Annotated in this window: 22 protein-coding genes; 12 read left to right on the top strand and 10 right to left on the bottom strand. The window is 34.0% G+C overall.

Translation table 11 applies throughout. The annotated features are described in order from the left end of the window. The first annotated feature begins 18 nt into the window (after nt 1–18). From FNOD_RS00925 to FNOD_RS00900, 6 genes are read left to right on the top strand one after another with little or no spacing between them, the layout of a single operon-like run. Nucleotides 19–588 carry a Maf family protein gene (locus FNOD_RS00925; RefSeq protein WP_011993367.1) on the top strand — a complete coding sequence of 190 codons (570 nt, stop codon included), beginning with the start codon at nt 19–21 and terminating at the stop codon, nt 586–588. Next, nucleotides 579–1,256: a RadC family protein gene (gene radC / locus FNOD_RS00920; protein WP_011993366.1), complete on the top strand. Its 678-nt coding sequence runs from the start codon at nt 579–581 to the stop codon at nt 1,254–1,256. The genes FNOD_RS00925 and radC overlap by 10 nt, the downstream gene beginning before the upstream one ends. Then, a complete protein-coding gene (locus tag FNOD_RS00915; protein WP_011993365.1) occupies nt 1,249–2,427 on the top strand; it encodes a hypothetical protein in 1,179 nt (392 codons plus the stop codon). The genes radC and FNOD_RS00915 overlap by 8 nt, the downstream gene beginning before the upstream one ends. Before the next feature lie 22 nt (nt 2,428–2,449). Next, the gene (locus FNOD_RS00910) at nt 2,450–3,580 is read left to right on the top strand and encodes a DegT/DnrJ/EryC1/StrS family aminotransferase (protein WP_011993364.1); all 1,131 of its coding nucleotides are present in this window, start codon (nt 2,450–2,452) and stop codon (nt 3,578–3,580) included. Between the two features lie 17 nt (nt 3,581–3,597). Continuing rightward, entirely contained in the window at nt 3,598–3,816 is a 219-nt protein-coding gene (locus tag FNOD_RS00905; protein WP_011993363.1) for a hypothetical protein, read from the top strand. Between the two features lie 50 nt (nt 3,817–3,866). Beyond that, nucleotides 3,867–5,222, top strand: a complete 1,356-nt coding sequence (locus FNOD_RS00900; RefSeq protein ID WP_011993362.1) for an NCS2 family permease — start codon at nt 3,867–3,869, stop codon at nt 5,220–5,222. Between the two features lie 63 nt (nt 5,223–5,285). On the opposite strand, the gene FNOD_RS00895 is transcribed toward FNOD_RS00900, so the two are convergent. After that, nucleotides 5,286–5,978 carry a class II glutamine amidotransferase gene (locus FNOD_RS00895; protein WP_011993361.1) on the bottom strand — a complete coding sequence of 231 codons (693 nt, stop codon included), beginning with the start codon at nt 5,976–5,978 and terminating at the stop codon, nt 5,286–5,288. A gap of 113 nt (nt 5,979–6,091) precedes the next feature. Between FNOD_RS00895 and FNOD_RS00890 the strand changes: the two genes are divergently transcribed. From FNOD_RS00890 to FNOD_RS00880, 3 genes are all read left to right on the top strand, one after another. Beyond that, a complete protein-coding gene (locus FNOD_RS00890) occupies nt 6,092–7,906 on the top strand; it encodes a heme NO-binding domain-containing protein (protein WP_011993360.1) in 1,815 nt (604 codons plus the stop codon). A gap of 78 nt (nt 7,907–7,984) precedes the next feature. Then, nucleotides 7,985–8,197 carry a 50S ribosomal protein L31 gene (rpmE, locus tag FNOD_RS00885; protein WP_011993359.1) on the top strand — a complete coding sequence of 71 codons (213 nt, stop codon included), beginning with the start codon at nt 7,985–7,987 and terminating at the stop codon, nt 8,195–8,197. A gap of 49 nt (nt 8,198–8,246) precedes the next feature. Continuing rightward, nucleotides 8,247–8,606 (top strand): S1 RNA-binding domain-containing protein, encoded by a 360-nt coding sequence (locus tag FNOD_RS00880; protein WP_011993358.1) that lies wholly within the window; start codon nt 8,247–8,249, stop codon nt 8,604–8,606. 79 nt (nt 8,607–8,685) lie between these two features. On the opposite strand, the gene FNOD_RS00875 is transcribed toward FNOD_RS00880, so the two are convergent. From FNOD_RS00875 to FNOD_RS00865, 3 genes are read right to left on the bottom strand one after another with little or no spacing between them, the layout of a single operon-like run. Beyond that, nucleotides 8,686–9,867 carry an MFS transporter gene (locus tag FNOD_RS00875; protein ID WP_011993357.1) on the bottom strand — a complete coding sequence of 394 codons (1,182 nt, stop codon included), beginning with the start codon at nt 9,865–9,867 and terminating at the stop codon, nt 8,686–8,688. A 25-nt stretch (nt 9,868–9,892) separates the two neighbouring features. Then, nucleotides 9,893–10,474 (bottom strand): TetR/AcrR family transcriptional regulator, encoded by a 582-nt coding sequence (locus tag FNOD_RS00870; protein WP_011993356.1) that lies wholly within the window; start codon nt 10,472–10,474, stop codon nt 9,893–9,895. Nucleotides 10,475–10,507: 33 nt separating this feature from the next. Further along, on the bottom strand, nt 10,508–11,956 hold the full coding sequence (locus tag FNOD_RS00865) for a radical SAM/SPASM domain-containing protein (RefSeq protein WP_011993355.1): 1,449 nt from the start codon (nt 11,954–11,956) through the stop codon (nt 10,508–10,510). 221 nt (nt 11,957–12,177) lie between these two features. On the opposite strand from FNOD_RS00865, the gene FNOD_RS00860 reads away from it, so the two are divergent. The 3 genes from FNOD_RS00860 (at nt 12,178) to FNOD_RS00850 (ending at nt 14,376) form a co-directional block, all read left to right on the top strand. Beyond that, complete coding sequence (locus FNOD_RS00860; protein ID WP_011993354.1) at nt 12,178–12,441, top strand: type II toxin-antitoxin system Phd/YefM family antitoxin; 264 nt, start codon at nt 12,178–12,180, stop codon at nt 12,439–12,441. Between the two features lie 43 nt (nt 12,442–12,484). Then, nucleotides 12,485–13,594, top strand: a complete 1,110-nt coding sequence (locus FNOD_RS00855; protein WP_011993353.1) for an ABC transporter ATP-binding protein — start codon at nt 12,485–12,487, stop codon at nt 13,592–13,594. 104 nt (nt 13,595–13,698) lie between these two features. Continuing rightward, a complete protein-coding gene (locus FNOD_RS00850; protein WP_011993352.1) occupies nt 13,699–14,376 on the top strand; it encodes a 16S rRNA (uracil(1498)-N(3))-methyltransferase in 678 nt (225 codons plus the stop codon). Here the strand turns inward: FNOD_RS00850 and FNOD_RS00845 are convergent. From FNOD_RS00845 to FNOD_RS00820, 6 genes are read right to left on the bottom strand one after another with little or no spacing between them, the layout of a single operon-like run. Beyond that, a complete protein-coding gene (locus tag FNOD_RS00845) occupies nt 14,354–15,763 on the bottom strand; it encodes a B12-binding domain-containing radical SAM protein (protein WP_011993351.1) in 1,410 nt (469 codons plus the stop codon). The genes FNOD_RS00850 and FNOD_RS00845 overlap by 23 nt on opposite strands. Nucleotides 15,764–15,798: 35 nt before the next feature. Further along, nucleotides 15,799–16,197 (bottom strand): thioesterase family protein, encoded by a 399-nt coding sequence (locus tag FNOD_RS00840; protein WP_011993350.1) that lies wholly within the window; start codon nt 16,195–16,197, stop codon nt 15,799–15,801. Nucleotides 16,198–16,249: 52 nt separating this feature from the next. Continuing rightward, nucleotides 16,250–18,094, bottom strand: coding sequence for an ATP-dependent zinc metalloprotease FtsH (gene ftsH, locus FNOD_RS00835; RefSeq protein WP_011993349.1), 1,845 nt, complete (start codon nt 18,092–18,094; stop codon nt 16,250–16,252). Next, nucleotides 18,084–19,424, bottom strand: a complete 1,341-nt coding sequence (gene tilS / locus FNOD_RS00830) for a tRNA lysidine(34) synthetase TilS (RefSeq protein WP_041256751.1) — start codon at nt 19,422–19,424, stop codon at nt 18,084–18,086. Before tilS ends, ftsH begins: the two co-directional genes overlap by 11 nt. A 4-nt stretch (nt 19,425–19,428) precedes the next feature. Then, entirely contained in the window at nt 19,429–22,773 is a 3,345-nt protein-coding gene (locus FNOD_RS00825) for an LptF/LptG family permease (RefSeq protein ID WP_238374597.1), read from the bottom strand. Between the two features lie 21 nt (nt 22,774–22,794). After that, nucleotides 22,795–23,493 carry a phosphate signaling complex PhoU family protein gene (locus FNOD_RS00820; protein ID WP_011993346.1) on the bottom strand — a complete coding sequence of 233 codons (699 nt, stop codon included), beginning with the start codon at nt 23,491–23,493 and terminating at the stop codon, nt 22,795–22,797. Nucleotides 23,494–23,513: the final 20 nt, after the last annotated feature.

The raw sequence follows: 23,513 nt of genomic DNA, 5'->3' as shown, positions 1-23,513 counted from the left end.
GTATAGGAGGTATCATAGTTGATAATTCTCGGTTCATCATCCCAAAGAAGGATAGAACTATTAAAAACATTTAAAATAGATTTTGTTGCCATTTCCCCAGAAATTGACGAAAGCGAAATAAACTCAACCAATCCTGAAGATATCGTTATCGAACTTGCTTTAAAAAAAGCGAACGCTATAAAAGCTAAAGCAGATGATACAATCATATCGGCAGATACACTAGTTTGTACCAGTAAAAAAATTTTTGGGAAACCAAAAAACTCAAAAGAAGCTTTTGAAATGCTTAAAGAACTTTCAGGAAAATGGCATAAAGTTTTTACAGGTGTTTGTGTTAAAATAAAGAGCGAAGAAATATTATTTTATGAAATGACAAAAGTTAAGTTTAGAAAACTCGAAGATAGCGAGATAGAATATTACATATCCACTGGAGAGCCACTCGACAAAGCTGGAGCGTACGGTATTCAAGGATTAGGCGGTGTTTTTGTTGAAAAAATCATAGGTGATTACACAAACGTTGTTGGATTACCTTTACCTAAGCTTTGGAAAATTCTCTTCGATAGGGGGATAGTGGGTAAAACATGCCAATAGAATACGGTCCAAGGGAAAAGTTATTAAAAGAAGGCAGTGAAGCTCTTGAAACAAGTGAATTAATAGCTATTCTGCTCAGAACAGGAACAAACGGAAAAGATGTATTAGAAACTTCAAAAGAATTATTCAATAAATTTGGTGGAAGTTTATACAAAATGTCAAGAGCAACATTTGATGATTTCAAAAGTATTAAAGGACTTGGAGATGTGAAAATAGTAACTCTTATGGCAGCTTTAGAACTCGCTAAAAGATTAGTTAAGGAAGAAACAGTTATCTTAGACCCAAAATTGACTTCACCTGAAAATGTTTTTCAATATTGTATAGATATGCAAAGTTATCCCCAAGAAATAGTAAGAGTTATATTCTTAGATACAAAATTAAAAGTAATTGGAAGCAAAGATGTATCTAAAGGAACTATAAACTCTTCAATGGCACACCCAAGGGATATTTTCAGAGAAGCGATTTTGCGAAGTTCCACAGGTATAATACTTGCGCATAATCATCCTTCTGGAGATCCAACGCCAAGCAAAGATGATATAGAATTAACTAAAAAGATTAAGAAAGCGGGCGAATTATTGGGAATAAACCTCCATGACCATGTCATAATTGGTCAAACATTTTACAGTCTAAGACAAAAATGTAAAGAAATAGGGTGGGATAATGTTTGATAATGAAAATGAAAAGTTAGAAAATATAATAAAGTTGAAAAAAGAACTAGAAAAAGACCTTAAGAAAAAAGGTTTACTCAAAGATAAACCAAAGGATGCAAAAGAAACAAAATATGATGAAGAGACTATAAAACGTCTCAAGGAAAATCTAACAGTAAGTGCTCATATTACAGAGGAAGAAAGTTTAACACTATACGATATAAATTCCCATGATTACGACGCAAGTATCGACTCAATCGAAAAAACCTTACGTATATTTCAACAAAGAACAAATAACATTAACCGAAAAAACATATTCGAGGGGTTGATAAATCTCCTCAATGGAAACATAAAAAATTCGATTGCTTCATTTAGCCAAGCTGGAGGCATTGAGGCGGAGTACAATAAATTATTAGCAGAAATGTACTCTGGCGAAGACATATCAAAAAACGCTGTTTTGCTTTTGAAAAAAAATCCAGATTCTTTGTATCCTTTGCTCTTACTTCTGGAAAGAGAAATGTTAAAGGGCTCAGCCGATGGTATGGATAAAATATTGCAAATATTGTCCAAAAAATCTGAATTTTGGAATTTAATACACAAACTTTTCGTTAACCAAGCCACCGAACAAGATATAATTCAAGCAGTCAGAGAAAGAATATTCGCGACTTTAATACTCTTACTAAATGTTTATGTAGATAGTACAAAAGAAATTCCCAATTTGTCTCACACATGTATCAATACACATAGAGCTTATTTGCGAGGAGAGACTGTTACACCACCTGAATGGTGTATTTATGGTCAACTAATTGCTGCTGCTAGAAAATATTTAGCAGGTTATAAAATAGAGATTCAAAATCTTAGAAAATTCGAAAAATCACCCGAATTCAAACTATTTTTGGGATTTTATCACTTCAACGAGGGAAATATTACCGTAGCAAAAGAATATTTTAAAATGTTCGAGTCCCAAGTTGGATTTTATGCTATATATACAAAACCACTGAAACAACCAAAAATAGGTATCGAACAGTTCATATCTATTCCAAATGGTTTTACTCCTTTAAAACAGGAAAATCCATCAATTATTGATTTCTTGCAGAAAAACACCGGTTACGATGTATATGTAAATTACAGAAAGTACGAATTCGTACGTTTAGTTTTTTCTGAAAAGCATTGTAAAATCAATTACAAATAAGGTTTAAGGAGGCTAAAGTTATATGATTCCACTTTTCGATATGACAAGGCAATATGAAAATTTACGTGAAGAAATACTCAAAGCGATTGATGATGTCTTATTAAGTGGGAAAGTTATACTTGGACCTGCAGTTAGCGAATTTGAAAGTGAATTTGCTAGGTATTTAAATGTTAAACACGCAATTGGAGTTGCTAACGGCAGCGATGCCTTGGTTATTGCACTACATTCTATCGGTATAGAAAAAGGTGAGAAGGTAATCACAACACCATACACATTCTTCGCTACTGCATCGTGCATAGTTAGGAATGGTGGAGTACCAGTCTTTGTTGATGTAGATAAGGAAACTTACAACATAGATTTGAATCAAGTTGAAGATGTGTTGAAAAGAGAAAAAATAAGAATTGTTATACCAGTCCATCTTTTTGGTAGGTCAGTTGATTTTGAAAATCTACTCTTCCTAAAAGAAAAGTATCATGTTAAAATATTAGAAGATTCGGCGCAATCCGTAGGAAGTGAGGGAAAAATCGGCAATAAAATTTTAAAATCTGGAACAATCGGTGATATTGGTATTTTTTCGTTCTTTCCAACCAAAAACCTTGGAGCATACGGCGATGCCGGGATGATAGTAACAAACAATGATGAATTAGCAGAAAAATGCAGAATGCTTAGACAACACGGCTCAAAGAAAAAGTACTATCACGAAATGGTAGGGTACAATTCGCGAATTGATTCAATTCACGCTGCAATATTATCTGTTAAACTTAAGTACTTAGACGAATGGACGACAAGAAGAATAGAAATTGCAAAGGAATACCAAAGATTATTTGAAGATTATAAACTTCCAGTGAAATATCCAAAAGTTGTAGAGACTGGATATCGCAATCATGTATACCACCAATACGTTGTTGAGTTTGAAAATGAAGAAACACGAAATAGAGTTAAGGAGCATTTAGAAGAAAGTGGAATAAGGACAGCTTTATATTATCCATTACCACTACACTTACAAAAGTGTTTTTCAGAGTATGGTTACAAAGAAGGCGATTTCCCTGTTGCAGAAAGTTTATCAAAAACAACGCTTGCTTTACCAATTTTCCCAGAGCTAAGAAACGAAGAGATAAAAGAGGTTGTTGAAAAAATTAAAGAATCACTATAAACTAGGAGGTCTTTCATATGGATAACGATATACAAAATGAACAATTACTTCAAGCGCTTGAAAATTTCGTGAGAAGATATTTAAGAGTTAAAGATACAATAAAAGAATTAAACAAAGAGAAAAAAGACCTTGAAGACGCCATTATACAAATGGTGGAAGGCACAGACATAGATCATATCATAGTCGATGGCACAGTTGTTGAATTTGAAAATAGAACAAAGATAAAGCTAAAATAAAAAATATCCATCAATTTTTACCGAACATTTCGTGGGGGGAGTGATAAAGTATGGATAGGTACTTCGGTATCTCACAGTCAGGTTCCACAGTCCGTAAGGAGGTTATTGCAGGTATCACAACCTTTCTAACGATGGCTTACATCGTTTTCGTAAACCCGTCTATATTAGTTCAAGCAGTTCCTGGTATTTTTGACCAAACCGGGAAGATTATCGACCAATCACTCTACAACTCATACTACGGGGCTTTCATGGTTGCTACCATTCTTGGTGGCGCAACAGCAACACTCATAATGGGATTATTTGCAAATTACCCATTCGCCTTGGCTCCCGGTATGGGACTTAACGCCTATTTCACTTACACAGTATGTTTAAAACTTGGAATACCATGGCAATTAGCACTTACAGCTGTGTTTATTGAAGGTTTGATATTTGTTATATTAACTCTCACTGGCGCAAGAAGTTTCGTAGCTACAGCTGTACCACAACCAGTTAAAGCAGCAACAGGGGCTGGAATTGGTTTGTTTATTGCCTTAATTGGATTGAAAAATGCTGGGATAGTCATGCCTGATCCGATAACAGCAGTTACACTCGGACATTTGAATAAACCAGACACATTGCTTGCAATAATTGGATTCTTCATAACCGTTGTTTTATTCGCACTACAAGTACCAGGTTCCATACTCCTTGGAATAATATTGACAACTGTAATAGGAACATTTCCTATATTCAACGTTACACATTATCAAGGAATAATAGGAAAAATTCCCGATATATCTCCAACGTTTTTCAAAATACAATTCGATTCAAAAACACTTCTCTCAGGTGCATTTTGGGTAGTTGTTGCAACATTCTTCTTTGTTGATTTCTTCGATACTTTAGGTACACTTACAGGATTAGCTGAAAGCGCTGGATTTACAAAGAAAAAAGGCGAACTTGAAAGAGCAAAACCAGCCTATTTAGCTGATGCTATTGGTACAGTTATTGGTTCTTTGTTTGGTACATCAACTGTAACAACGTATATTGAAAGCAGTACCGGTATTGCAGCAGGTGGAAGAACAGGTTTAACAGCTATCGTAGTTGCACTTTTAATGTTAGCGATGTTATTCTTCTCGCCACTAGCGTTAACAATTCCATCGGCCGCTACAGCGCCAGCTCTTATATTCGTCGGCGTCTTAATGATTAAGAGCTTAATGTCTATAAAATGGGATGATATAACAGATGCGGTACCCGCGTTTGTCACACTCACTATGATCCCCTTCACTTACTCAATAGCAAACGGTATAGCATTAGGAATAATAACATACCCAATCGTTAAAACCTTTTCGGGAAAGAGAAAAGAAGTTCACTGGTTCACATGGGTCCTTGCCTTACTCTTCATAGCTTACCTCACATTCTTTAGAGAATAAAATAATCAAAAAATAAAAGCGGTCCAAAGTTTTTATTGGACCGCTTTTTTATACAATTTAATTTTAAATATTAACAAAAAACTTTTCCACTATGATACCATCGATGACCTTAATTATTTCACCATTTTTCATTGGTTGGAATTCATCAGAGAACTTTTCTGAATAAACGATGAACTTCTTATCAGACTTGTTATAGTAATAGTGCAACGTAAAATACTCTTTATTTCTTGATGTGTCTGTGTAAAGACAACATACGTATAAAGCGTTTTCTTTTTCATCAACCATAATAAAATTCATACCACTAAACTCATTTATTTTAGAATATTTCAAGATATTCTGAACAAGTTGACCAATCGAATTAAAATTGACGATATTTTCAAAATATTCGTAAGTATCACTCTCGTAAATATTTTCTCTTCTTGCGCTTTTTATTGTGCCGTTGTGCGCAAAATATCTCCCGTTTATGTAAAATGGATGAAGCTGCAATGTTGTCTTTGGAAGACCTTTCGAAGCAAGCCTTGCGTGAATTAAACCTAATTTAAATTTTTCTTCAGTTATTTTATTTATGTTATATGAATCTTCGTATATTGGTCTGAGTGACTTGTACAAAATATGATTAACATCATTTTTACAGAAACATCCCCAACCATCGTTATGTGGTGCCTCCATACCGTTAAGTGCCATAGATTTGACAAACTCAAAAATTTCAGATATATTTTGATTATCATCAAAACTAAAACCAGCCATTCTACACATATAAAATCCCTCCAAATAAAAATTGAATTTATAAATAGAGACTTTTGTGATATAATATATTATACCATTACAGTATTAAAATGCTATAGTAAAATGTGGGAGGTGTATTTTTAATGAAGAGTTTCGTTATGAATATCTGGTTATCCACGTGGAAAAAAATTTATGGAGAATCGATTGTTGATAATTTAGTTCAGGAATTCAATATCGACAGAACAAAACTATTAATCCCAACAAATGATGTACCAGACGAACTTGTTGTAAGATTTTCAGAAAAGCTTGCACAGAAAGTTGGGAAAAAATACGAAGAATTATGGGAAGAAACCGGTTATCACAATATCCGCTCATTTCATTCTTTCTATCCAAATTACTTTAAAAAAGAAGGTTGTATGTCGTTTTTAAGTGCTATGGATAGTGTACATAGAGCTCTCACAAGGCGAATAACCGGTGCGAAGCCACCAAGAATAATCTTTAACTACATAGATGAAAAAACTGCAATTGTTCGCTATGAGTCAAGAAGGGATTTTAGGTATTACTTTATGGGATTACTTAAAGGTGCATCTGAATTTTTCAATGATCCATTGAAAATCGAAGTACTAAACCAAGGAAAAACGGATTCTGGTTCTTTTATAGAAGTTAAAATCATTTCAACAAAACCTTACGGAAAGAAAGTAAATTTAAAATCGTACAAAATCTTCTCTTTTGGTTTGCTAAAATCTTTGGTTGAAACATATACTGTAACATTCCCAATTTTGACTTTCGTTTTGTCTTGGCTATTCACATCTTTATTTGGCCCATTGTTTGGTTCCATCGCCGTAGGTTTAGCGATTTTGGTTGGAGTTTCTTTCGGTTTGGTTGATTTTAAGAAAGGTTTGAGTGCGACAAAGGATATTGCAAAGGTTTACAAAAACAAAGATTTTAATAATTTACTTGTTATTGGTGGAGAAAAATCATTCGAGGAAGTATCAAAAGAACATATTGAAGCTATCTATGAATTGAGAGAATTTTTAATTTCTCTCCAAGGTGACACAGAAGAAATTATGGCGTTCGCAAAGAAAACATTGGAATCGTCCAGTGTAGTACAAGAACAGATTGATACAATGAAAGAATTATCAAGTCAAGTTGCCGATACAGCCGTTCAAATTAGTAACGATGCCGAACGAATATCAGAAGCGGTCTCATCGAATGTCGAAACTATCTCAAGAACAATAGGTCAACAAAATCAAATTATTCATGATTTAAACGTCGCTGTTGAAAAAATAATCACAGCTGCTAAGAGCGTAGAGCTTTCTGCCTCAGGTATGAACGCAATGAGTAAAGAATTTGAGAATATTGCAACAGAAAGCGAACAGCTTAGAACTCAAGCAAGCGCAATTATGGATATCGCAAATACAGTGATGAGCATCGCAGAACAAACAAATTTGTTAGCGCTTAACGCTGCAATTGAAGCTGCAAGAAGTGGGGAAGCTGGAAGAGGGTTTGCAGTTGTTGCAGATGAAATAAGGAAGTTGGCTGAAGAAAGCAAAGCATCTGCCGTAAAAATATCGCAATTCTTAGGGACAATTTCAAACGGTATTGATAAACTAAGCCAAAGTGTCGTAAAAGGTTATGAGGAACTGAAAGAACAAGCTAAAAACCTTTCGGATAGTGCAACAAAGAGTAAAGAATCAAGCGATATAATCTCCCATATCACAAATCAACTAAATGATTTGGTAAATTCTTTAAACAACGAAACGCAAAAACTGGAAGCAATAACAACAAGTATTCAAAACCTACTTGCAATTTCTGAAGAAAGTTCGGCAACAGCTGAAGAGATAAGCGCATCAATTCAAAGATTTTTAGATGAACTAAATAACGTCTTTGCTAACGTTAAGCAAACAATTAGTCTTCTCAACATGATACAAGAGAATTTCAAGGAAGTAAAAATATAAGACTTGAAAAAATTATAAAAAAGTGGTATCATATAACGTGATTAAAACGGACAAAAATTCAAGGAGAGGTGACGCACGTTGAAAAAAGGCATACACCCAGAAATGAGACTTTTAACAGTCAGATGTGCATGTGGTGCAGAACACAAGATTTGGACAACGAAAGAACAACTTAAGATCGATGTGTGTTCAAATTGCCATCCACTTTACAAAGGAAGTGGAGGTGCTAGCCTGATTGTAGATACTGAAGGACGCGTACAGAAGTTTAAGAAAAAGTTTGAAGGCAAGTATTAATTTTTAAACACGTATCTTTCAATCTAAATTTTCAGGAGGGTTATATTTTATGGAAGTTGGTCAAGTAGTAAAAGGTAAAGTAACAGAAGTACTCAAATTCGGAGCAAACATCGAATTAGAAAACGGGGAAAAAGGCTTTATCCATATTTCAAAAATTTCAAATCAGTACGTTCAAAAAGTCGAGGATTTCTTGAAAGTTGGTCAAGATATTGAGGCAAAAGTAATTGGAAAAGGCAGAGACGGCAAGTGGGAATTATCACTCAAAGAAGAAACACAAGAAGACCAAACGGAGGCAAAAAAGGAAGAATTCGAAAAGAAACTTGTCAAATTCCTTAAAGATAGCCAAAAGACATATTCTGAATACAAAAAGAGATTGGATAAAAAACAAGGTGTTACAAAGAGAAGATAAAAATTTATAATGTAAAAAAATAAAAGGGGATGCTTATCATCCCCTTTGTTTTTTTGTATATTTTAATTATTTTTAAACGTTAACTTTTTCTAATCGTTAAGAAAATAATTACAGCTGCAATTTCAGAAATAATGGAAACGGCAATTAAACTTTTTATACTTATACTGTACAAAATTCCAAGTAATGCACTACCTACAAACCAAGCTATTCCGAAGACTGCGTTGAAGAATCCATATGCAGTTGCCCTTTTTTCTTTTTCAACAAGTTTTGCAACGGCTGCTTTCATAATAGATTCCTGAGCGCCCATACCGATACCCCACAGTATCGAACCAACCATAATAAAGGTCCCACTATTTCCAAAAGAAAAAATCCCGTAAAATGCAGAAATAAATGTTGAGATAGCTAAAACACCTATTCCTAATCTATCAAATAATTTTCCAAAGAAAAGCGCTGCAAACGCATCGACAATCATGGCAATCATGTATGCTATTGGAATCATCGCAGGTGAAAGAAGATTTAGCTTTTGAGCATGAAAACCAATCAATGCAAAATCCGCAAAGCCAAAAGCGATAAGAGATATACCAGCTAAGTACAAATAAAATGTCCTGTCGAGTTTTACATCTTTAATCGTTTCTTTAGCTTTTTCCATTTTTTCCGGATTTGGTACGAGCACTCTTGCGATAAAAATTATACCTATTGTTATAACAGCAGGAAAAACAAGAAACGCAAAAGCCTTCCTATAAGCATCAACAGTTTCGAGTTTTATGTTATTTGCGATAGTTAAACTCATGAAAAGAGGGCCTATTGTGGCTCCTATTTGATCCATGAATTCCTCAATGGCAAAACCTGTACCATAACCAACTTGACTACTTGCAAAAGACGTTATGGTATCTTTTGCGGGTTTTCTTAAAGCTTTACCAACTCTTTCAAGAATAACAAGTATTGCGGCAAGTATCCAATGTTTTGTCAAAGCCAAAGTTGGGATAACTAACAAATTAATTGAGTAACCAAGAATGGCAAAAAACCAATATTTTTTAGTTTTGTCAACGAGCTTTCCAGTAACAAAACGGAGAGTGTACCCCAATAACTCACCCAAACCGGCAATTGCGCTAACAACTACCGCTGACGCACCCAAAAGTCCCAGATAAGGTCCTACTAAACTTCTTGCTCCTTCGTAAGTTATATCACTGAAAAGACTTACAAAACCCATTAGTACAATAAAATATAAAGCTTTTTTCTTCATATTTTTCGCATCTTGCAATTAAATTTCACCTCGCTTAACACGATCACTTTTGAGGTTCAGGTTTATCTTTCAAAATGACCTTAATTAGAAATTCTTCGATACTCTTAAGTAAACCCCTTCTTGGTACAGCATCAACTGAAGATATAATCTCTGTAGCTGTTGATGGTTCTATATCATTCAAAACATTCTCGTTTTTACCCCTTTCAAAGATTTTCTCCACTCTTTGTAAAAGTCTTTCATACCTACTTTTTGCATTATGAAGTCCATTTTCACTTTCAAGCACATTCAGTCTTTCCCTTGCTATTAGTTTACTTATTTCCTCCTTGTTCATAGCGAATTCGACATACTTTTTTATCAATCTTTTTATAGCTCTTGATATACTACTTTCATTATCTACTTCCGAGAAAACCTCTTTTTCAAGTTCATCTATAACATTAATCCAGATTTCTTCAAAGAGGATCTCCTTGCTTGGAAAATAATAGTAAATAAGGGACTTGCGCACACCAGAGGCTTGCGCAATGTCCTCCATACTAACACCATCAAAACCTTTCTCAGAGAATAATTTACGTGCAGCATCTATAATTTTTTCCTTAGTTTTGTTGCTTTCGCGGATTCTTTCGCTCAAAATTAACTTCCCCCTGTAGTTATCAAACACTTATTAAACATTAAGTTTTTTATCAACTTTAAGTGCTTCTTCTCTATTGGCATATCTCTTCATTCTTGTCTCATAGTTATAAATTCCTCTATTTACAGGATACCTTTCAACGTAACCGTACTCATACCATAGTTTATCAGCATATTGTTTCCATTCTTCGGCAAGTTTATCAATTGCGGGCGCAAGATCGGTGATAGTCTTTTCAGAACCTTCGTGTTGTGGTATAGCATTAAAGTTCTTTACCATTGCTCTAAACACCTTTGGATTATCGATTATTGGACATGGCCTGAAAAGGTTATTCGAGAATGGAATTGCTCTCTTGTAAGATTCAAAGAATGGTGATTTGAATATTTCAAGCAATGTTTTTTCCCTTATACTATCCACTGCAAATTGTTGGAAAACACATGGTTCAACATAACCTTTTGCATTGACGTGGAAATATTTCGCACCCGCCGAGAGACAACCATGAGTCAAGAAACCATGGTTCCAGAAGTCGGCAACAAAAGCAAACCTGCCACTAAGTCTCATCTCATCAGTTTTGAAGAATCTTTCGTATCTCTGCTGAGGTGTTGGAACAAGATCCATTACAGGATCCTGACCTACAGGCATAAATTGATAAATCCAAACGTACTCAACCCCGTTTTGTTCTAAGAAATTCCAGAACTCATCTTTCATAATTATATCGTGGTTCACCCTTGTTGCAGTAACACTTGCTCCAAATGGCACACCGTATCTTCTCAATCTTTCCCATGTGTTCTGAATAGCTTTAAAAACTCCATGACCACGTCGCCAATCAGTTTCAGACTCAAATCCTTCAACAGAAATTGAAATTGTCGCATTGCCAAGTTCCGCAAGTTTTTTAGCCTTCTCTTCTGTTATTAATATACCATTTGAGTAAATCATAAAGTAATGCTCGTTAAATTCTTCGAGTATTTCCAAGAGGTGCGGCCAGTAGAATGGTTCTCCACCTGTAATAACCCAGAAATAAATACCAAGTTCCTCACCTTGTTTTAAAACACTTCTCACTTCGTCTTTTGTTAATTCGTATTTTCTTCCGTAAAGTCCCGCATAGCATCCTATACAATTAAGGTTACATGCGTAAGTTGGGCTTATAACTCCCAATTTCGGAAGAACAACTTTGTGCTCTTGCATCATCTTTTGCCTGTGTGGTTCACCAATGGCGAATTCGTTAATTATAAGATTATTAATAATCTTTTCAACTGCTTGTGGGGAAGATCTCTGGAAAATCTCAATCCATTTTTTAATCATTGGATGCTCCTCTTGAGCCATAAGCCCAAGCTTTTTTAAACCACTTTTTGCTGGTTCTTTACTAAGAGCAGAAATCGTGAATAGAAGTTTTGCAAATGTTTGAGTATCTGCCTTTCTAACAACAGACGAAACGAACTTTCCAGCTTGATGATAAACCATACCTTTTAATCCACCCACTGCCATAATACCCCTCCTCTAAATTCTAATTAAGTTTTATTTAATAGTATTGCATGATTTCACTATAATAATCTAAATCTCAAAATCTATTTATTGACCGTTCAGTCAAATTTTACACCTGATAAACCTTATGTGTGTTTCAAAAATGTAACTTTTAGGTAACTTTTTATGTTCGTGTTTGCTTTTTAGATAAATTTGACTATAATTATAGTCAAGGAGGTAAACATATGAGATTTAAAACAGATTTTTATTCGCTTGCAGATGCAAAGGCAAAGTTTTCAGAAGTTGTTGAAATTTCGGAAAATGTTGATGTAGTAATTACAAAAAATGGTAAACCCGCAGCAGTTATTATCAATTATGAGAAATACAATAAAATACTAGATTTCATTGATAAAGTTTGGGATCTTTATCTTCTTGATCTTGGAGATCCTTCCGTTTTTAAAGATATCAAACTTGAAGATATATTTGATAATTATGAGAAAAAAGAATAAATAATTATGTCATACTGTTAATCAAAAAAGGGAGGTTGAGTCTATGGCTCAGGTTGTACTTGAACATGTATGGAAGATATATGAAGGCAAGGTTGAAGCAGTTAAAGATGCAAATTTTACAGTCGAAGATAAGGAATTTGTCGTGTTGCTTGGTCCATCTGGTTGTGGAAAAACAACTACACTAAGAATGATTGCAGGGCTTGAAGAAATTACGAAAGGTGAAATCAAAATCGATGGAAGAGTTGTAAACGATGTTGAGCCAAAAGATAGGGACATCGCATTCGTTTTCCAAAACTACGCACTTTATCCACATATGACTGTTTACGAAAATATGGCGTTTGGTCTTAAGCTTAGAAAAGTTCCAAAAGATGAGATAGAAAAAAGAGTTAGAGAAGCTGCAAAAATTCTTGAGATTGAGCATTTATTAGACAGAAAACCAAGGCAACTTTCCGGTGGTCAGAGGCAAAGAGTCGCCGTTGGAAGAGCTATCGTGAGACATCCGAAAGTTTTCCTATTCGACGAACCTCTTTCAAACCTCGACGCAAAACTTCGTGTTCAAATGAGAGCTGAACTTAAGAAGTTACACGCAAGATTAGAAGCGACAATCGTTTACGTTACACACGACCAAGTTGAAGCTATGACAATGGCAGACAAGATTGTTATCATGAAAGACGGTTTAATCCAGCAAATTGGTAGCCCGTACGAAGTTTACAATAGACCAGCGAATATTTTCGTTGCAGGATTCATCGGTAGCCCATCAATGAACTTTATTAATGGAAAGATAATCAAGGGTGAAGGTGGTCTTTGGGTAAAGACAAGCGGATTAAAATTGAAGGTTCCCGCAGAATACGAAGAGAAACTTTCAAAATATGTTGATAAAGATATAATATTTGGTATAAGGCCAGAAAATATATACGACAAAATGTTCGCAATCGCGCCAAAACCAGAAAATACCGCTGAAGTTACCGTTGATGTTGTTGAACCACTTGGTAGCGAAACATTACTACACGTTGTTGCTGGTGAGGATAGGCTTGTAGCAAGAGTTAACGCAAAGAGCCAGGCAAAGGAAGGCCAGAAGATAGACCTCGTTTTCGACATGACAACAATGCATGTGTTCGATAAAGAAACAGAAAAAGAATTACTCCACTGGTAATTAAATTTGAAATTTAATTAGAGAGTTTAGAAAACCTAATCACCGCCCTAAATAGGGCGGTGGTTTTGTAAATAAGTAAATTTAAAAATTTGGGGGTGTTACCTTTGCCAAATATATACTTTTGCATTCCTAAGAATGATTCTGTTTATTTTGATGAGCATGAAGTTACACATATGAAAGTAATGAGGCTAAAAGAAGGTGAAATAGTCGAAGCAACAGACGGAAACGGTGGAAAATATAAAGTTATAATAAAATCTATTGGAAAAAACGAAGCGTACGGCAATGTCCTATCTTATGAATTTGTTGAAGTTACAAACAATAAACTTGTACTCTTCGCTCCTTCAGGTAGATGGGAAAGGCTCAGATGGACTATTGAAAAAGCCGTCGAATTGGGTGTAGATGAGATATACGTCTTCAACAATGAAAGGGCTTCACGACATTACGACGATAAGCAAGACAAGCTTGAGCTTATTGTAAGGGAAGCATCAAAACAATGTGTTAGGTACCACTTTCCAACAATAAAACCCATAGAATTTTTAGATATTTTCTCTCTAGCACCGGAGAGTACATATATCTTAGATTTTAAAGGAAGAAAAATTCCAAAGAGAATATCCAAGAGTGTTGGTATAATAGCTGGACCTGAAGGAGGATTTTCAAAAAGCGAATTAAAATTGCTTAAAAGCAAATTCAAAAGTATCTGTTTAGGAAAAAAGATATTGAGATTCGAAACAGCTATAATACTCTCAACCGGTTTTTTTGCTATGAAATTGGGAAAAATTTAGCTATGTAATAAATCACATCTTCGCCACTCAAATACGCTATTTCGTACTGTATAAAACTTTCCTTATAGCTTTCAAAATCTGCCTTAACATTTTTTGGAAGGCTTTTCTTGATTTTTAACATTCTATTTTCATACTCTTTTTTTGAAATCATATTTCTTTTTTCAAATGGTGTCATTGGTTTTGGTACAAGAGGGTTTATACTTAATGTTATGTTCTTATACCCCATTTTTTGTACTTCTTTAATAAATTCAAAAAAATCATTGTAATCTTTCTCATCTTCTTCTTCAAGCCCTATTATGTAGTAAAGCTTTACACTATCAAATCCAACTTTTCTACCTAAAATTAGTCCGTTTATTATATCATCAGTCGACATATCTTTCATCATAACATCTCTTATTTTTTGAGATATACCTTCTGGTGCAACTGTAAATGAGTATTGGTTTGTCTCCTTAAGAACCCTCAACAATCTTTCGTTAACTTTGTCTATTCTCATGGAAGAAACAGAAAATTTTACTTTATTCTTCTCGACATAATCGAGTAGTTCATCAAGATACGGGTAATCTGTAATGGTAGCACTTATTAATCCATACTCAATTTCATTGTTTTTGTATTTTTCAAAGATTTCTACAATGTCGTCTATCTTTGCAAATTTTACGGGTTTCTTTGTGTATCCTGTAACGCAAAATGCACATCTCCAAATACACCCTCTTCCAATTTCGATAAGCATTTTGTTCTTAAACGATGACATGCTACTAACATAATGTGAGTGTGGAACTGGGAAAAGGGTGCCAAAACATTTTGAAAATTTAATCTTACCAAATTTCTTTGAGTAAATCTCATTAACATCCAAGAATTTATCAACTAAACGACTATCAATATAATATTTAAGCGCTTCTGAAAATTGAGTTATCGAACATTCTATGTCACCTATGAACACCAAGTCGGCGATTTCTTCGACAATTTTGTAATTGAAAAGTGTAGTTGGTCCACCTATTATTATAAGTGGGTGATATTCGTTTCTTTCATTAGCCTTCAGTGGTATACCTTTTTTTATAAGTATATCGGCTATATTTAGTAAATCATTTTCAAATTGGAAAGTAATTAACCACACAGGAAATTCATCGATAGGTATCTGAGATTCTAAAGAATAAAATTTCTTAAACCATTTTTCATAGAAAAAACGTTCCACACCTATTCCCTGCTGAGACAAAAGCTGTTGAATCCAACTCCAAGCAAGTGAACCACTTGCAATTTCGTAATTGTTTGGGAAAATAAAGGCAACCTTGGGAAGGTTGCCTGAAATATCTTTTAAAATTTTTTCTGATTTTTTGAATTTCAAAATGTATTCGTATTCTCTAAATGATTCCGCGTCTCTTGGTTTTCTCATTAAATACTCAAATCCTCCCAAAAATTCATTGAATTTCAAATCTGTTCAAGGGCTTTTCTCCTAAGGTAATTTTTAGAAACGACAACTCTTTTTACAGTACCTTCTGCTATTTTTTCTGTTTCTCTCATAACAATCACCTTAAAAGTAACGATGTTATTTACAACCTCTGTAACTCTAATACCAACAATTAGTCTTTCGCCAATAACAACAGGTTTCAAATGAATTATTTCGTTGTAGTTCACAACTGATACATTTTCCTCTTCAAGAAACTGATTTAAAAATTCTCCGGTAACAAGATTTATTTCTTTGATTAATCCAGAAGTTGAAAGCAGATGTAAATGAGATAATTCTTCATCTTCGTCCCATACCATTGATTCATCTGGAATAACTTCTACAGATTTGCTCAATCCTAAAATTCTGCTTAATTCTTCCACAATGTTCCCCCCATTCCCTGTAAGAAAATCGTGAAAAAATTTGTAAGTTTCTTTACGCTTCTTGTAAATTAGTGTCTAATCCACTTTCGTTCCCATTAAGCATTGCTCTTAGTTCTTCACCACTCATTACTTCACGTTCCAACAAAACTGCAACTATTTGTTCCATTTTTTCCCTATTCTTAGTTAAAATATCCATTGCACGCTCATAGCAAGATTTTATGATATTTTGAATCTCGTGGTCTATCATTTTAGCAACTTCTTCACTGTAATTTCTTATCCTTGTCAATTCTTTGCCAAGGAATACTTCTTGTTCCGTCTTACCCCAAGCTAAAGGTCCAAAATTATCACTCATTCCATATTCACAAACCATCTTTCTTGCTATTTCGGTAGCTCTTTCAATATCGTTTGCTGCCCCACTTGTAAAATCGCCAAAAACTAGCTCTTCAGCTGCTCTACCACCTAAAAGTGTCGTTATATTATCGAGTAGTTCGTTTTTACTAACTAAGTACTTGTCTTCAGCAGGTAAATGTAATGTGTATCCAAGAGCTGCGTAACCACGTGGTGTTATTGATATTCTGTGAACAGGATCTGAATTTGGTAATGAAGAGCTTATTATCGCATGTCCTACTTCATGATAAGCAACTATCTTCTTCTGCTTTTCGGAGATAACTCTCGATTTTCTAGCAGGTCCGGCTATAACCCTATCTATTGCTTCCTCAAAATCGTTCATCTTAATGACATTTCTACCATCTCTTGCGGCTAACAATGCTGCTTCGTTTACCAAATTTTCAAGATCAGCGCCAACAAATCCCGTTGTGCGTTTAGCAAGTACAGAGACATCAACATCTTTATCTATAGGTTTATTTCTTAAATGTATTTTCAATATAGCTTCTCTTCCTTTTACATCTGGTGGATCAACAACAACTTTCTTATCAAACCTTCCAGGTCTTAACAGTGCAGGATCAAGTATATCTGGCCTATTCGTTGCGGCCATTACTACAATAGCTTGATTAACGTCAAAACCATCCATTTCAACTAACAATTGGTTTAGGGTTTGTTCCCTTTCATCATGACCTCCGCCAAGACCTGCACCTCTATGCCTACCAACAGCGTCAATTTCATCTATAAAAACTATACAAGGAGAATTAGCCTTCGCTTGCTCAAATAAATCTCTTACCCTTGCCGCACCAACACCGACAAACAATTCAACAAAATCAGAACCACTTATGTGGAAGAAAGGAACGTTTGCTTCTCCAGCAACAGCACGTGCAAGTAATGTCTTACCAGTACCCGGAGGTCCAACGAGTAAAATACCTTTCGGCATTCTTGCCCCAATTTTTGTAAATTTTCCAGGATTTTTCAAAAACTCAACGGTTTCTTTGAGTTCTTCAACAGCCTCATCTACACCAGCTACATCCTTAAATGTTACTTTTATTTTATTAGGATTGACCTTCTCCGCCCTACTTTTTGTGAAGGTAAATGCCTGGTTATTTCCACGTCCAAGACCGCGAATTATAAACGCAAAAAGTAATAGAGTAACTATAAAAATCGCGATATTTCCAATAACATTTACCCAAAAACTGCTATCTGTAACTCTTTCACCTTGAATCACTATTCCATATTCAACAAGCTTGTTAATTGTCTCTATATCGTATCTAAACCAAGGAGCATAAACAGAATACGATCTTCCTTGCTTTGTCTTTATACTCAGATTACCATCATCTTTTATAACCACTTCAGCTATATCCGTTTCACTGTTACTGACTCGTTTTATAAAGTCACTGTAACTCATGTTAAGCTCTATTGCACCCTTAGAATTTATAAAACCTTCGTAAATCCAAAATAAAGAGAGTGCAATTAGTATTAGAAAAATTACCGATCCAATGTTACGATTCAAAATGAAAACCTCCTTTCGTTTCTATAAAAACACCAATATCATTTAGATAGCTTTTTGCTTCATACAAAAACGGTATGTAAATAACTTTACTATCTTGCTCGCTTTCGGATAAAAACACAAGCGGTATCAACTTTCTTAAAAACGTTGGAACTTTCCTCTCTGAAAATAATTCTTTAACTTTTTTACCACTCAACAACCTATCACCACCTCTCCAATTGCGAACCTTAAAACACACATTTGTATGCTCTTTTTTATTAATTATATCATACTTTGCAAATTTTATAAAGTAACCGTTTGCTTCTATTAGCTCAAACTCTTTGCTTCCATCAAAGCATACAATCTTTTCAAAAACCGGATAATTTACTATGTCTCCCATCATACACCACCCATAAGAAATCTCAATTCCAAGTGCTCCCCAAAAAGATATTTTATAAGACGGTTTTCCAGAGCTTCTTGCTTTTTTAAATCGTTCAAGTTTTTCGTAATCTAATGGTTTACCAAATAACAACAAAGAATACCTTCTAATTTGTTCAATCTGAAGGTACTCATCATTTACCAGTTTAAAAATAAAATTGTTTCCGATTTTTTCAAGATTACTCTTATCAATACCAATAGCTCTATCTACATAACTATCAAGTTCCCAGATATTTTTTGCCAGCTTTAAATAAGCACTTTCAACAGAAGGATTAATCTCTTTTAAGAGGGGGACTATTTTGTGCCTTACAAAATTTCGGTTGTACTCAATATCAAAATTCGTCCTATCGATAACATACTCAAGTTTTCTTTCTTTGGCATATTCTTCTATCTCTTTACGTGTGAAAAAGATAAGTGGTCTTATAAATATACCATTTATAGGCTTTATAGCCGCCAAACCAAAAGGTCCAGTGCCTTTTATTTGCCTAAGTATTATTGTTTCTAAAAGATCGTTGGCGTTATGTGCCGTGGCTATAAAGCTGTATCCATTTTCTTTAGCAGTACGTTTCAGAAATTCATACCTTAAAATCCGTGCGCCTTCTTCTATTGATAACTTATTTTGCTCGCAATACATTTTTACATCAGCTTCACCTGGAAAAAATGGAATTCCCAATCCTTCACAAAATTTTTGAACAAAAATCACCTCATCATCCGCTTCAGTTCTCAACTTATGGTTGAAAGTAGCAACTCCAATGTTTATTAATAACTCGTCCTTTGCTCTGTTGAAAAGATCTAACATGACAATAGAATCTACTCCACCTGAGACCGCAAGGAGAACCGATGAACAATTAGGAACATACTCTCTTATAAAATTTACAAACTTTTTAAAAAATTCATCTTGTGTATCTAAAGCCAACGTCTCACATCCCATTAAAATTAAACTGACCATTCTTCGGATCAAATTGGAAAAATTTATCTGGTATATCGGTCAAGTAAAATTTAAAATAAATCTTATCAATATTATCAAAAATGTTCGGAGAATTTCTATTTTTAAAATCAATTCCAGCATTTAATCTCCAACAATGCAATGATTTATCAAAGTTGAATGAGAAATAATCAAATGACATTGTTGAGGGATTAAATGTAACGCTGAGTTTGATATTTGGGTCAAGATTCTTTAAGTCCATTTCTAATTTATAGGTATTTTTATTATCTGTATTATAAGATAGAACATATTTTTCGTTCTTTTTTTCCATTGCATATGTAAAATTCCACGTCGGAGTAGCTTCTTTTGAAGTTTTATTGTAATTTGCTCTCAGCATTGCTGTATAATCAAAAAGATTAAAAGAACCTGAAGCAACAATGTTTTTTATATAATCGTTTTGTTGGTATATGGTAGCATTTAGATTACCATAATTTATGACATGTACATAATTGTCTAAAGACATCCCCGGTCTAATAATAAATTGCAAAGCGTACCTTAATGAGAATGGGGTGTAACGCATTTCAAGTGTGATGTTCTCATTACCAAGTTTGCGCAAAGTGTTATCATACGTTGTGGATAGAGAACCACCAATATTGAAATCTCCAATTGTTTGGTTGTACTTTACTGTCAAAGTATCAGGTAGCTGATTATTTTTTATCAAATCGATACTTCTTGACGTCGAAAGTGTAAGATTTGATGAGTTAGCTTCAAGTGTAAACTTTAATAAATTCCTATCTGTAGATGTTGGTTCATCGAGGTAATTGTAAACTTGCTCCCAAGAAAGCGAAGTTTTAAGTGGACCAATATTGTACATTCCTGTAACGTTATACTTATCAGATGCACCCAATGATTGCTTTGAAGTGTTATTAGAATAATTGTACACATTTTTCAGCGTGAAAGTATAGTTGAAATTTAGTGAAAAATTATCCAACTTCCAATTCCAAGGCAATTGGTATGTGTAAACAACATTTCTATTTTCGCTGTTATTGTACACTGAGCCATTTGCCGAAATATTATAATTTATAACCTTGTTTGATAATCCAATGTTGTAAATAGTTTGATTAGAAGTTTTCCAATCTTTTTCTGGTTCGAATAAGTATCCGTCGTATTGCATTCTATAAGTACTGTCAACGGAATTAACTTTCAAGCTATTTTCTGGAAGAATATCAAAAGATAAGTTCTTTATTCCACCATTTAAAACAATTAAAGTATCGGTTAGTTTTTTATCGTACATAATATAAGGTCTAAAATAGACATTTTGATTTTGATAGTTAAAACCAAGTTTGTGATAGAAATTATTATCATTGATGTACGTACCCTCAACGTATATAGGTCCATCGTATTTATAATAAATATTCCCCTTTGAATACCTGTAAATAAAAGGTGATAGCATAAGTTCAAAACTATCCTTAGATTGATTGTAAGATATTTTATCTGATTTACTCTGCGTGTTCTGAGTTTCAATTCCAACTCCTTCTGTTCCAAATGATAATTTTACTGCCCATTTATTTACAGCAAAATTGAATGACTGAGATACAACTAAAGTATTTCCGAATGTAATTGAAAAAGAGTATGGAGGAACACCATCAAGGTTCATTATATAAAGAGGATACAGGAAAATGGGAGCACCCAAAATTACTAAAAACGAATTTTTAGCAACTATGTACTTATTTTCGAATACATATACATCGGAAGAAAGAATCATATAATGCGGTTCTTCCAAATTACAAGTGGTTAAATAAGAGTCTTCAAGTTGGGTCAATGTTGATGTAGCTTCATAATTTATTTCAGAACTGTAAACATAAACTGGGATTTTTTTGTTGTTATAGTTATAATTGTAAACAACTTTAGCTTTGACTATCAACGCCCTTTCACTTTCAAAATCATATTTAAAACTTCTGGCAGTGTACGTCATATCTTTATCGTAAAATTTTATTTCACCAGTAGCTTGAATTGCTTTTATCTTACCATCAACAATTGTCGCTGTTGCTTCATCACAAAGAAGTTTATAATTATCCCAAGAAAAAGAAACCTCTCCTTTAAATCTAACAACTTCTTCTGAAAAATAAGCATCCAGAGAGTTGACCTTTACAAGATTTTCTGAAAAGCCAATGGAATTAGTAAAACCGAAAAAAACAACTATTATCAATATGAATAAGAACAACCTTGACAAAAACTCTCTCACTTTAAAAGCTATTGGAGTATCGACAAAAATATACATAATGAACCCAACAACGGAAAATACAATGTTCGGAAGCCACGTTGCAAGCATCGGATCCATTAATCCTTCTTTTCCCATACCAGACAACCATGCACCCGAACCTTGGTATAGTACAATTATAAGAAATGTAAGGATAATGCTCCAAGACCTGCTAATAAACCCAAACAACAATGAAACAGGAAGACCTATCAAAACTATAACCAAAGCTCCTAGAGCATTTGCATAACGTTGGTTAAGTTCAACAATCAAATTCGAAGCATTTATACCTAATTTCTTGTACGTTTGAAGTTGTTCTCTTAGCTCTTTTGAAGTTTTATCCCTTGTAGTTTTGTAAGCCCTTAGCATTTCTTCGATTTCACCAGCAACGTCTAATTTCATTTCTTTAAATTGCATGTCTAATTTGAGAAATCCTGTTTTCAACTCCACTATATACATCGATCCGTCTAATAAAAACCAACCGTCTTTCCTTTTTATAACTTTTTTAGCTGTAAGAATCTGTTCGTTTCCCTCTTCATTTCTAAATAAAACTACATCGTAAAGTTCACCTTTAGCTTTGTTGTGTTCTTTAACATAAAAATAAACATCTTTTTCTAATTCTACAAGCATATTTGTCTTTACAACACTTTCAGGTGATTGAAATATATACTGGTTGAGTATCTGCGAAGATTTGTAATTGGCGGTTGGAACAACGTAATCACCAAGCAACCAGGAGAAAAAGCCTAAGATTAGTGCAAGAATGATAAACGGTGTAACTAAATGCTTAGCCGAAACACCGTGAACCAATAAAGCAGTAATTTCTCTGTTGTTGTACATATCGCTTATAACCCAGAATATTGAAAAAAGTACCCCAACAGGGATACCGAGAAATGTAAAGTAAGGTATGTTGTACATTACAAATAGTAGTAATTTATCTATTCCAACTCTATTTCTAATTATGTAATCTGAAATTTGATAAAGCCATTCTACGCTGACAAACACAATAAAACCAGCGAGTCCCATAAAAAATGGTTTCAATGCTTGCTTTAAAACATATCTTGTCAGAGTCTTCAACCTATTCACCCCAATGTATATTTTTATTTTTCAATTTTCACTTTTAAGGTTATCAACTGAAAATTGTTGTAATTCGTCATTGTAGCATGTGTAATAATTACCAGTCAAAATGTAAAATGTAATCTCTATAATCTGAACGGCAAAATCTGAAATTTCCTCTAAGATTTTTGAAATATCTAACAAAATTAAACCCCTCTTAATCAACCTTGGATTATTTTGTATGATCGTTGTTATATCTTCTTGGAATTTTTCAAGCATTTTATCCATAATCTCATCTTGGTTACATATTCCATAGGCACCTTCGGTATTTTGGTCAACATATATTCTCAATGCTTTTCTTAGCATTTTTTGAGCGAATGAAAACATTTCGGGAAGCATGATACTTTGATTGAGCTCCGGCTCTTTTATCAAATTTTCTATATCCTCAGCGATATCTTTAAGCCTAGAACTTATATCCAACAAAACTTTTGCAACAAGCACACTTCCAAAAATAAATCTCAGCTCGTAACCGCTTGGGTTAGATGTCCCAACAATTGTTTGAGAAAAATTTAGTATATTTAGGTACTCTTCATATATATCCCAATACTGATTTTTAACTTTTTTCGCTAATTCCAGATTGCGTTCTTTAAAAGCTTCCATTGTTAATCTAAGGAGATCTTCAACGTACCATGCCTCTTTTGTTAAAATTTTTTTCATTTCATTAATGTTAGTTTCAATAAGCCATTTCACATCGTTCACCTTCTTGATTG

The sequence above is a fragment of the Fervidobacterium nodosum Rt17-B1 genome, from assembly GCF_000017545.1.
GTDB lineage: Bacteria > Thermotogota > Thermotogae > Thermotogales > Fervidobacteriaceae > Fervidobacterium > Fervidobacterium nodosum.
This window is presented reverse-complemented; position numbering and strand designations above follow the sequence as displayed.

Bases quoted from the DNA above. Each gene is read 5' to 3' on its own strand.
- radC (WP_011993366.1), top strand. From the start codon at position 579: ATGCCAATAGAATACGGTCCAAGGGAAAAGTTATTAAAAGAAGGCAGT.
- FNOD_RS00915 (WP_011993365.1), top strand. From the start codon at position 1,249: ATGTTTGATAATGAAAATGAAAAGTTAGAAAATATAATAAAGTTGAAA.
- FNOD_RS00910 (WP_011993364.1), top strand. From the start codon at position 2,450: ATGATTCCACTTTTCGATATGACAAGGCAATATGAAAATTTACGTGAA.
- FNOD_RS00905 (WP_011993363.1), top strand. From the start codon at position 3,598: ATGGATAACGATATACAAAATGAACAATTACTTCAAGCGCTTGAAAAT.
- FNOD_RS00900 (WP_011993362.1), top strand. From the start codon at position 3,867: ATGGATAGGTACTTCGGTATCTCACAGTCAGGTTCCACAGTCCGTAAG.
- FNOD_RS00895 (WP_011993361.1), bottom strand. From the start codon at position 5,978: ATGTGTAGAATGGCTGGTTTTAGTTTTGATGATAATCAAAATATATCT.
- FNOD_RS00890 (WP_011993360.1), top strand. From the start codon at position 6,092: ATGAAGAGTTTCGTTATGAATATCTGGTTATCCACGTGGAAAAAAATT.
- FNOD_RS00880 (WP_011993358.1), top strand. From the start codon at position 8,247: ATGGAAGTTGGTCAAGTAGTAAAAGGTAAAGTAACAGAAGTACTCAAA.
- FNOD_RS00865 (WP_011993355.1), bottom strand. From the start codon at position 11,956: ATGGCAGTGGGTGGATTAAAAGGTATGGTTTATCATCAAGCTGGAAAG.
- FNOD_RS00860 (WP_011993354.1), top strand. From the start codon at position 12,178: ATGAGATTTAAAACAGATTTTTATTCGCTTGCAGATGCAAAGGCAAAG.
- FNOD_RS00855 (WP_011993353.1), top strand. From the start codon at position 12,485: ATGGCTCAGGTTGTACTTGAACATGTATGGAAGATATATGAAGGCAAG.
- FNOD_RS00845 (WP_011993351.1), bottom strand. From the start codon at position 15,763: ATGAGAAAACCAAGAGACGCGGAATCATTTAGAGAATACGAATACATT.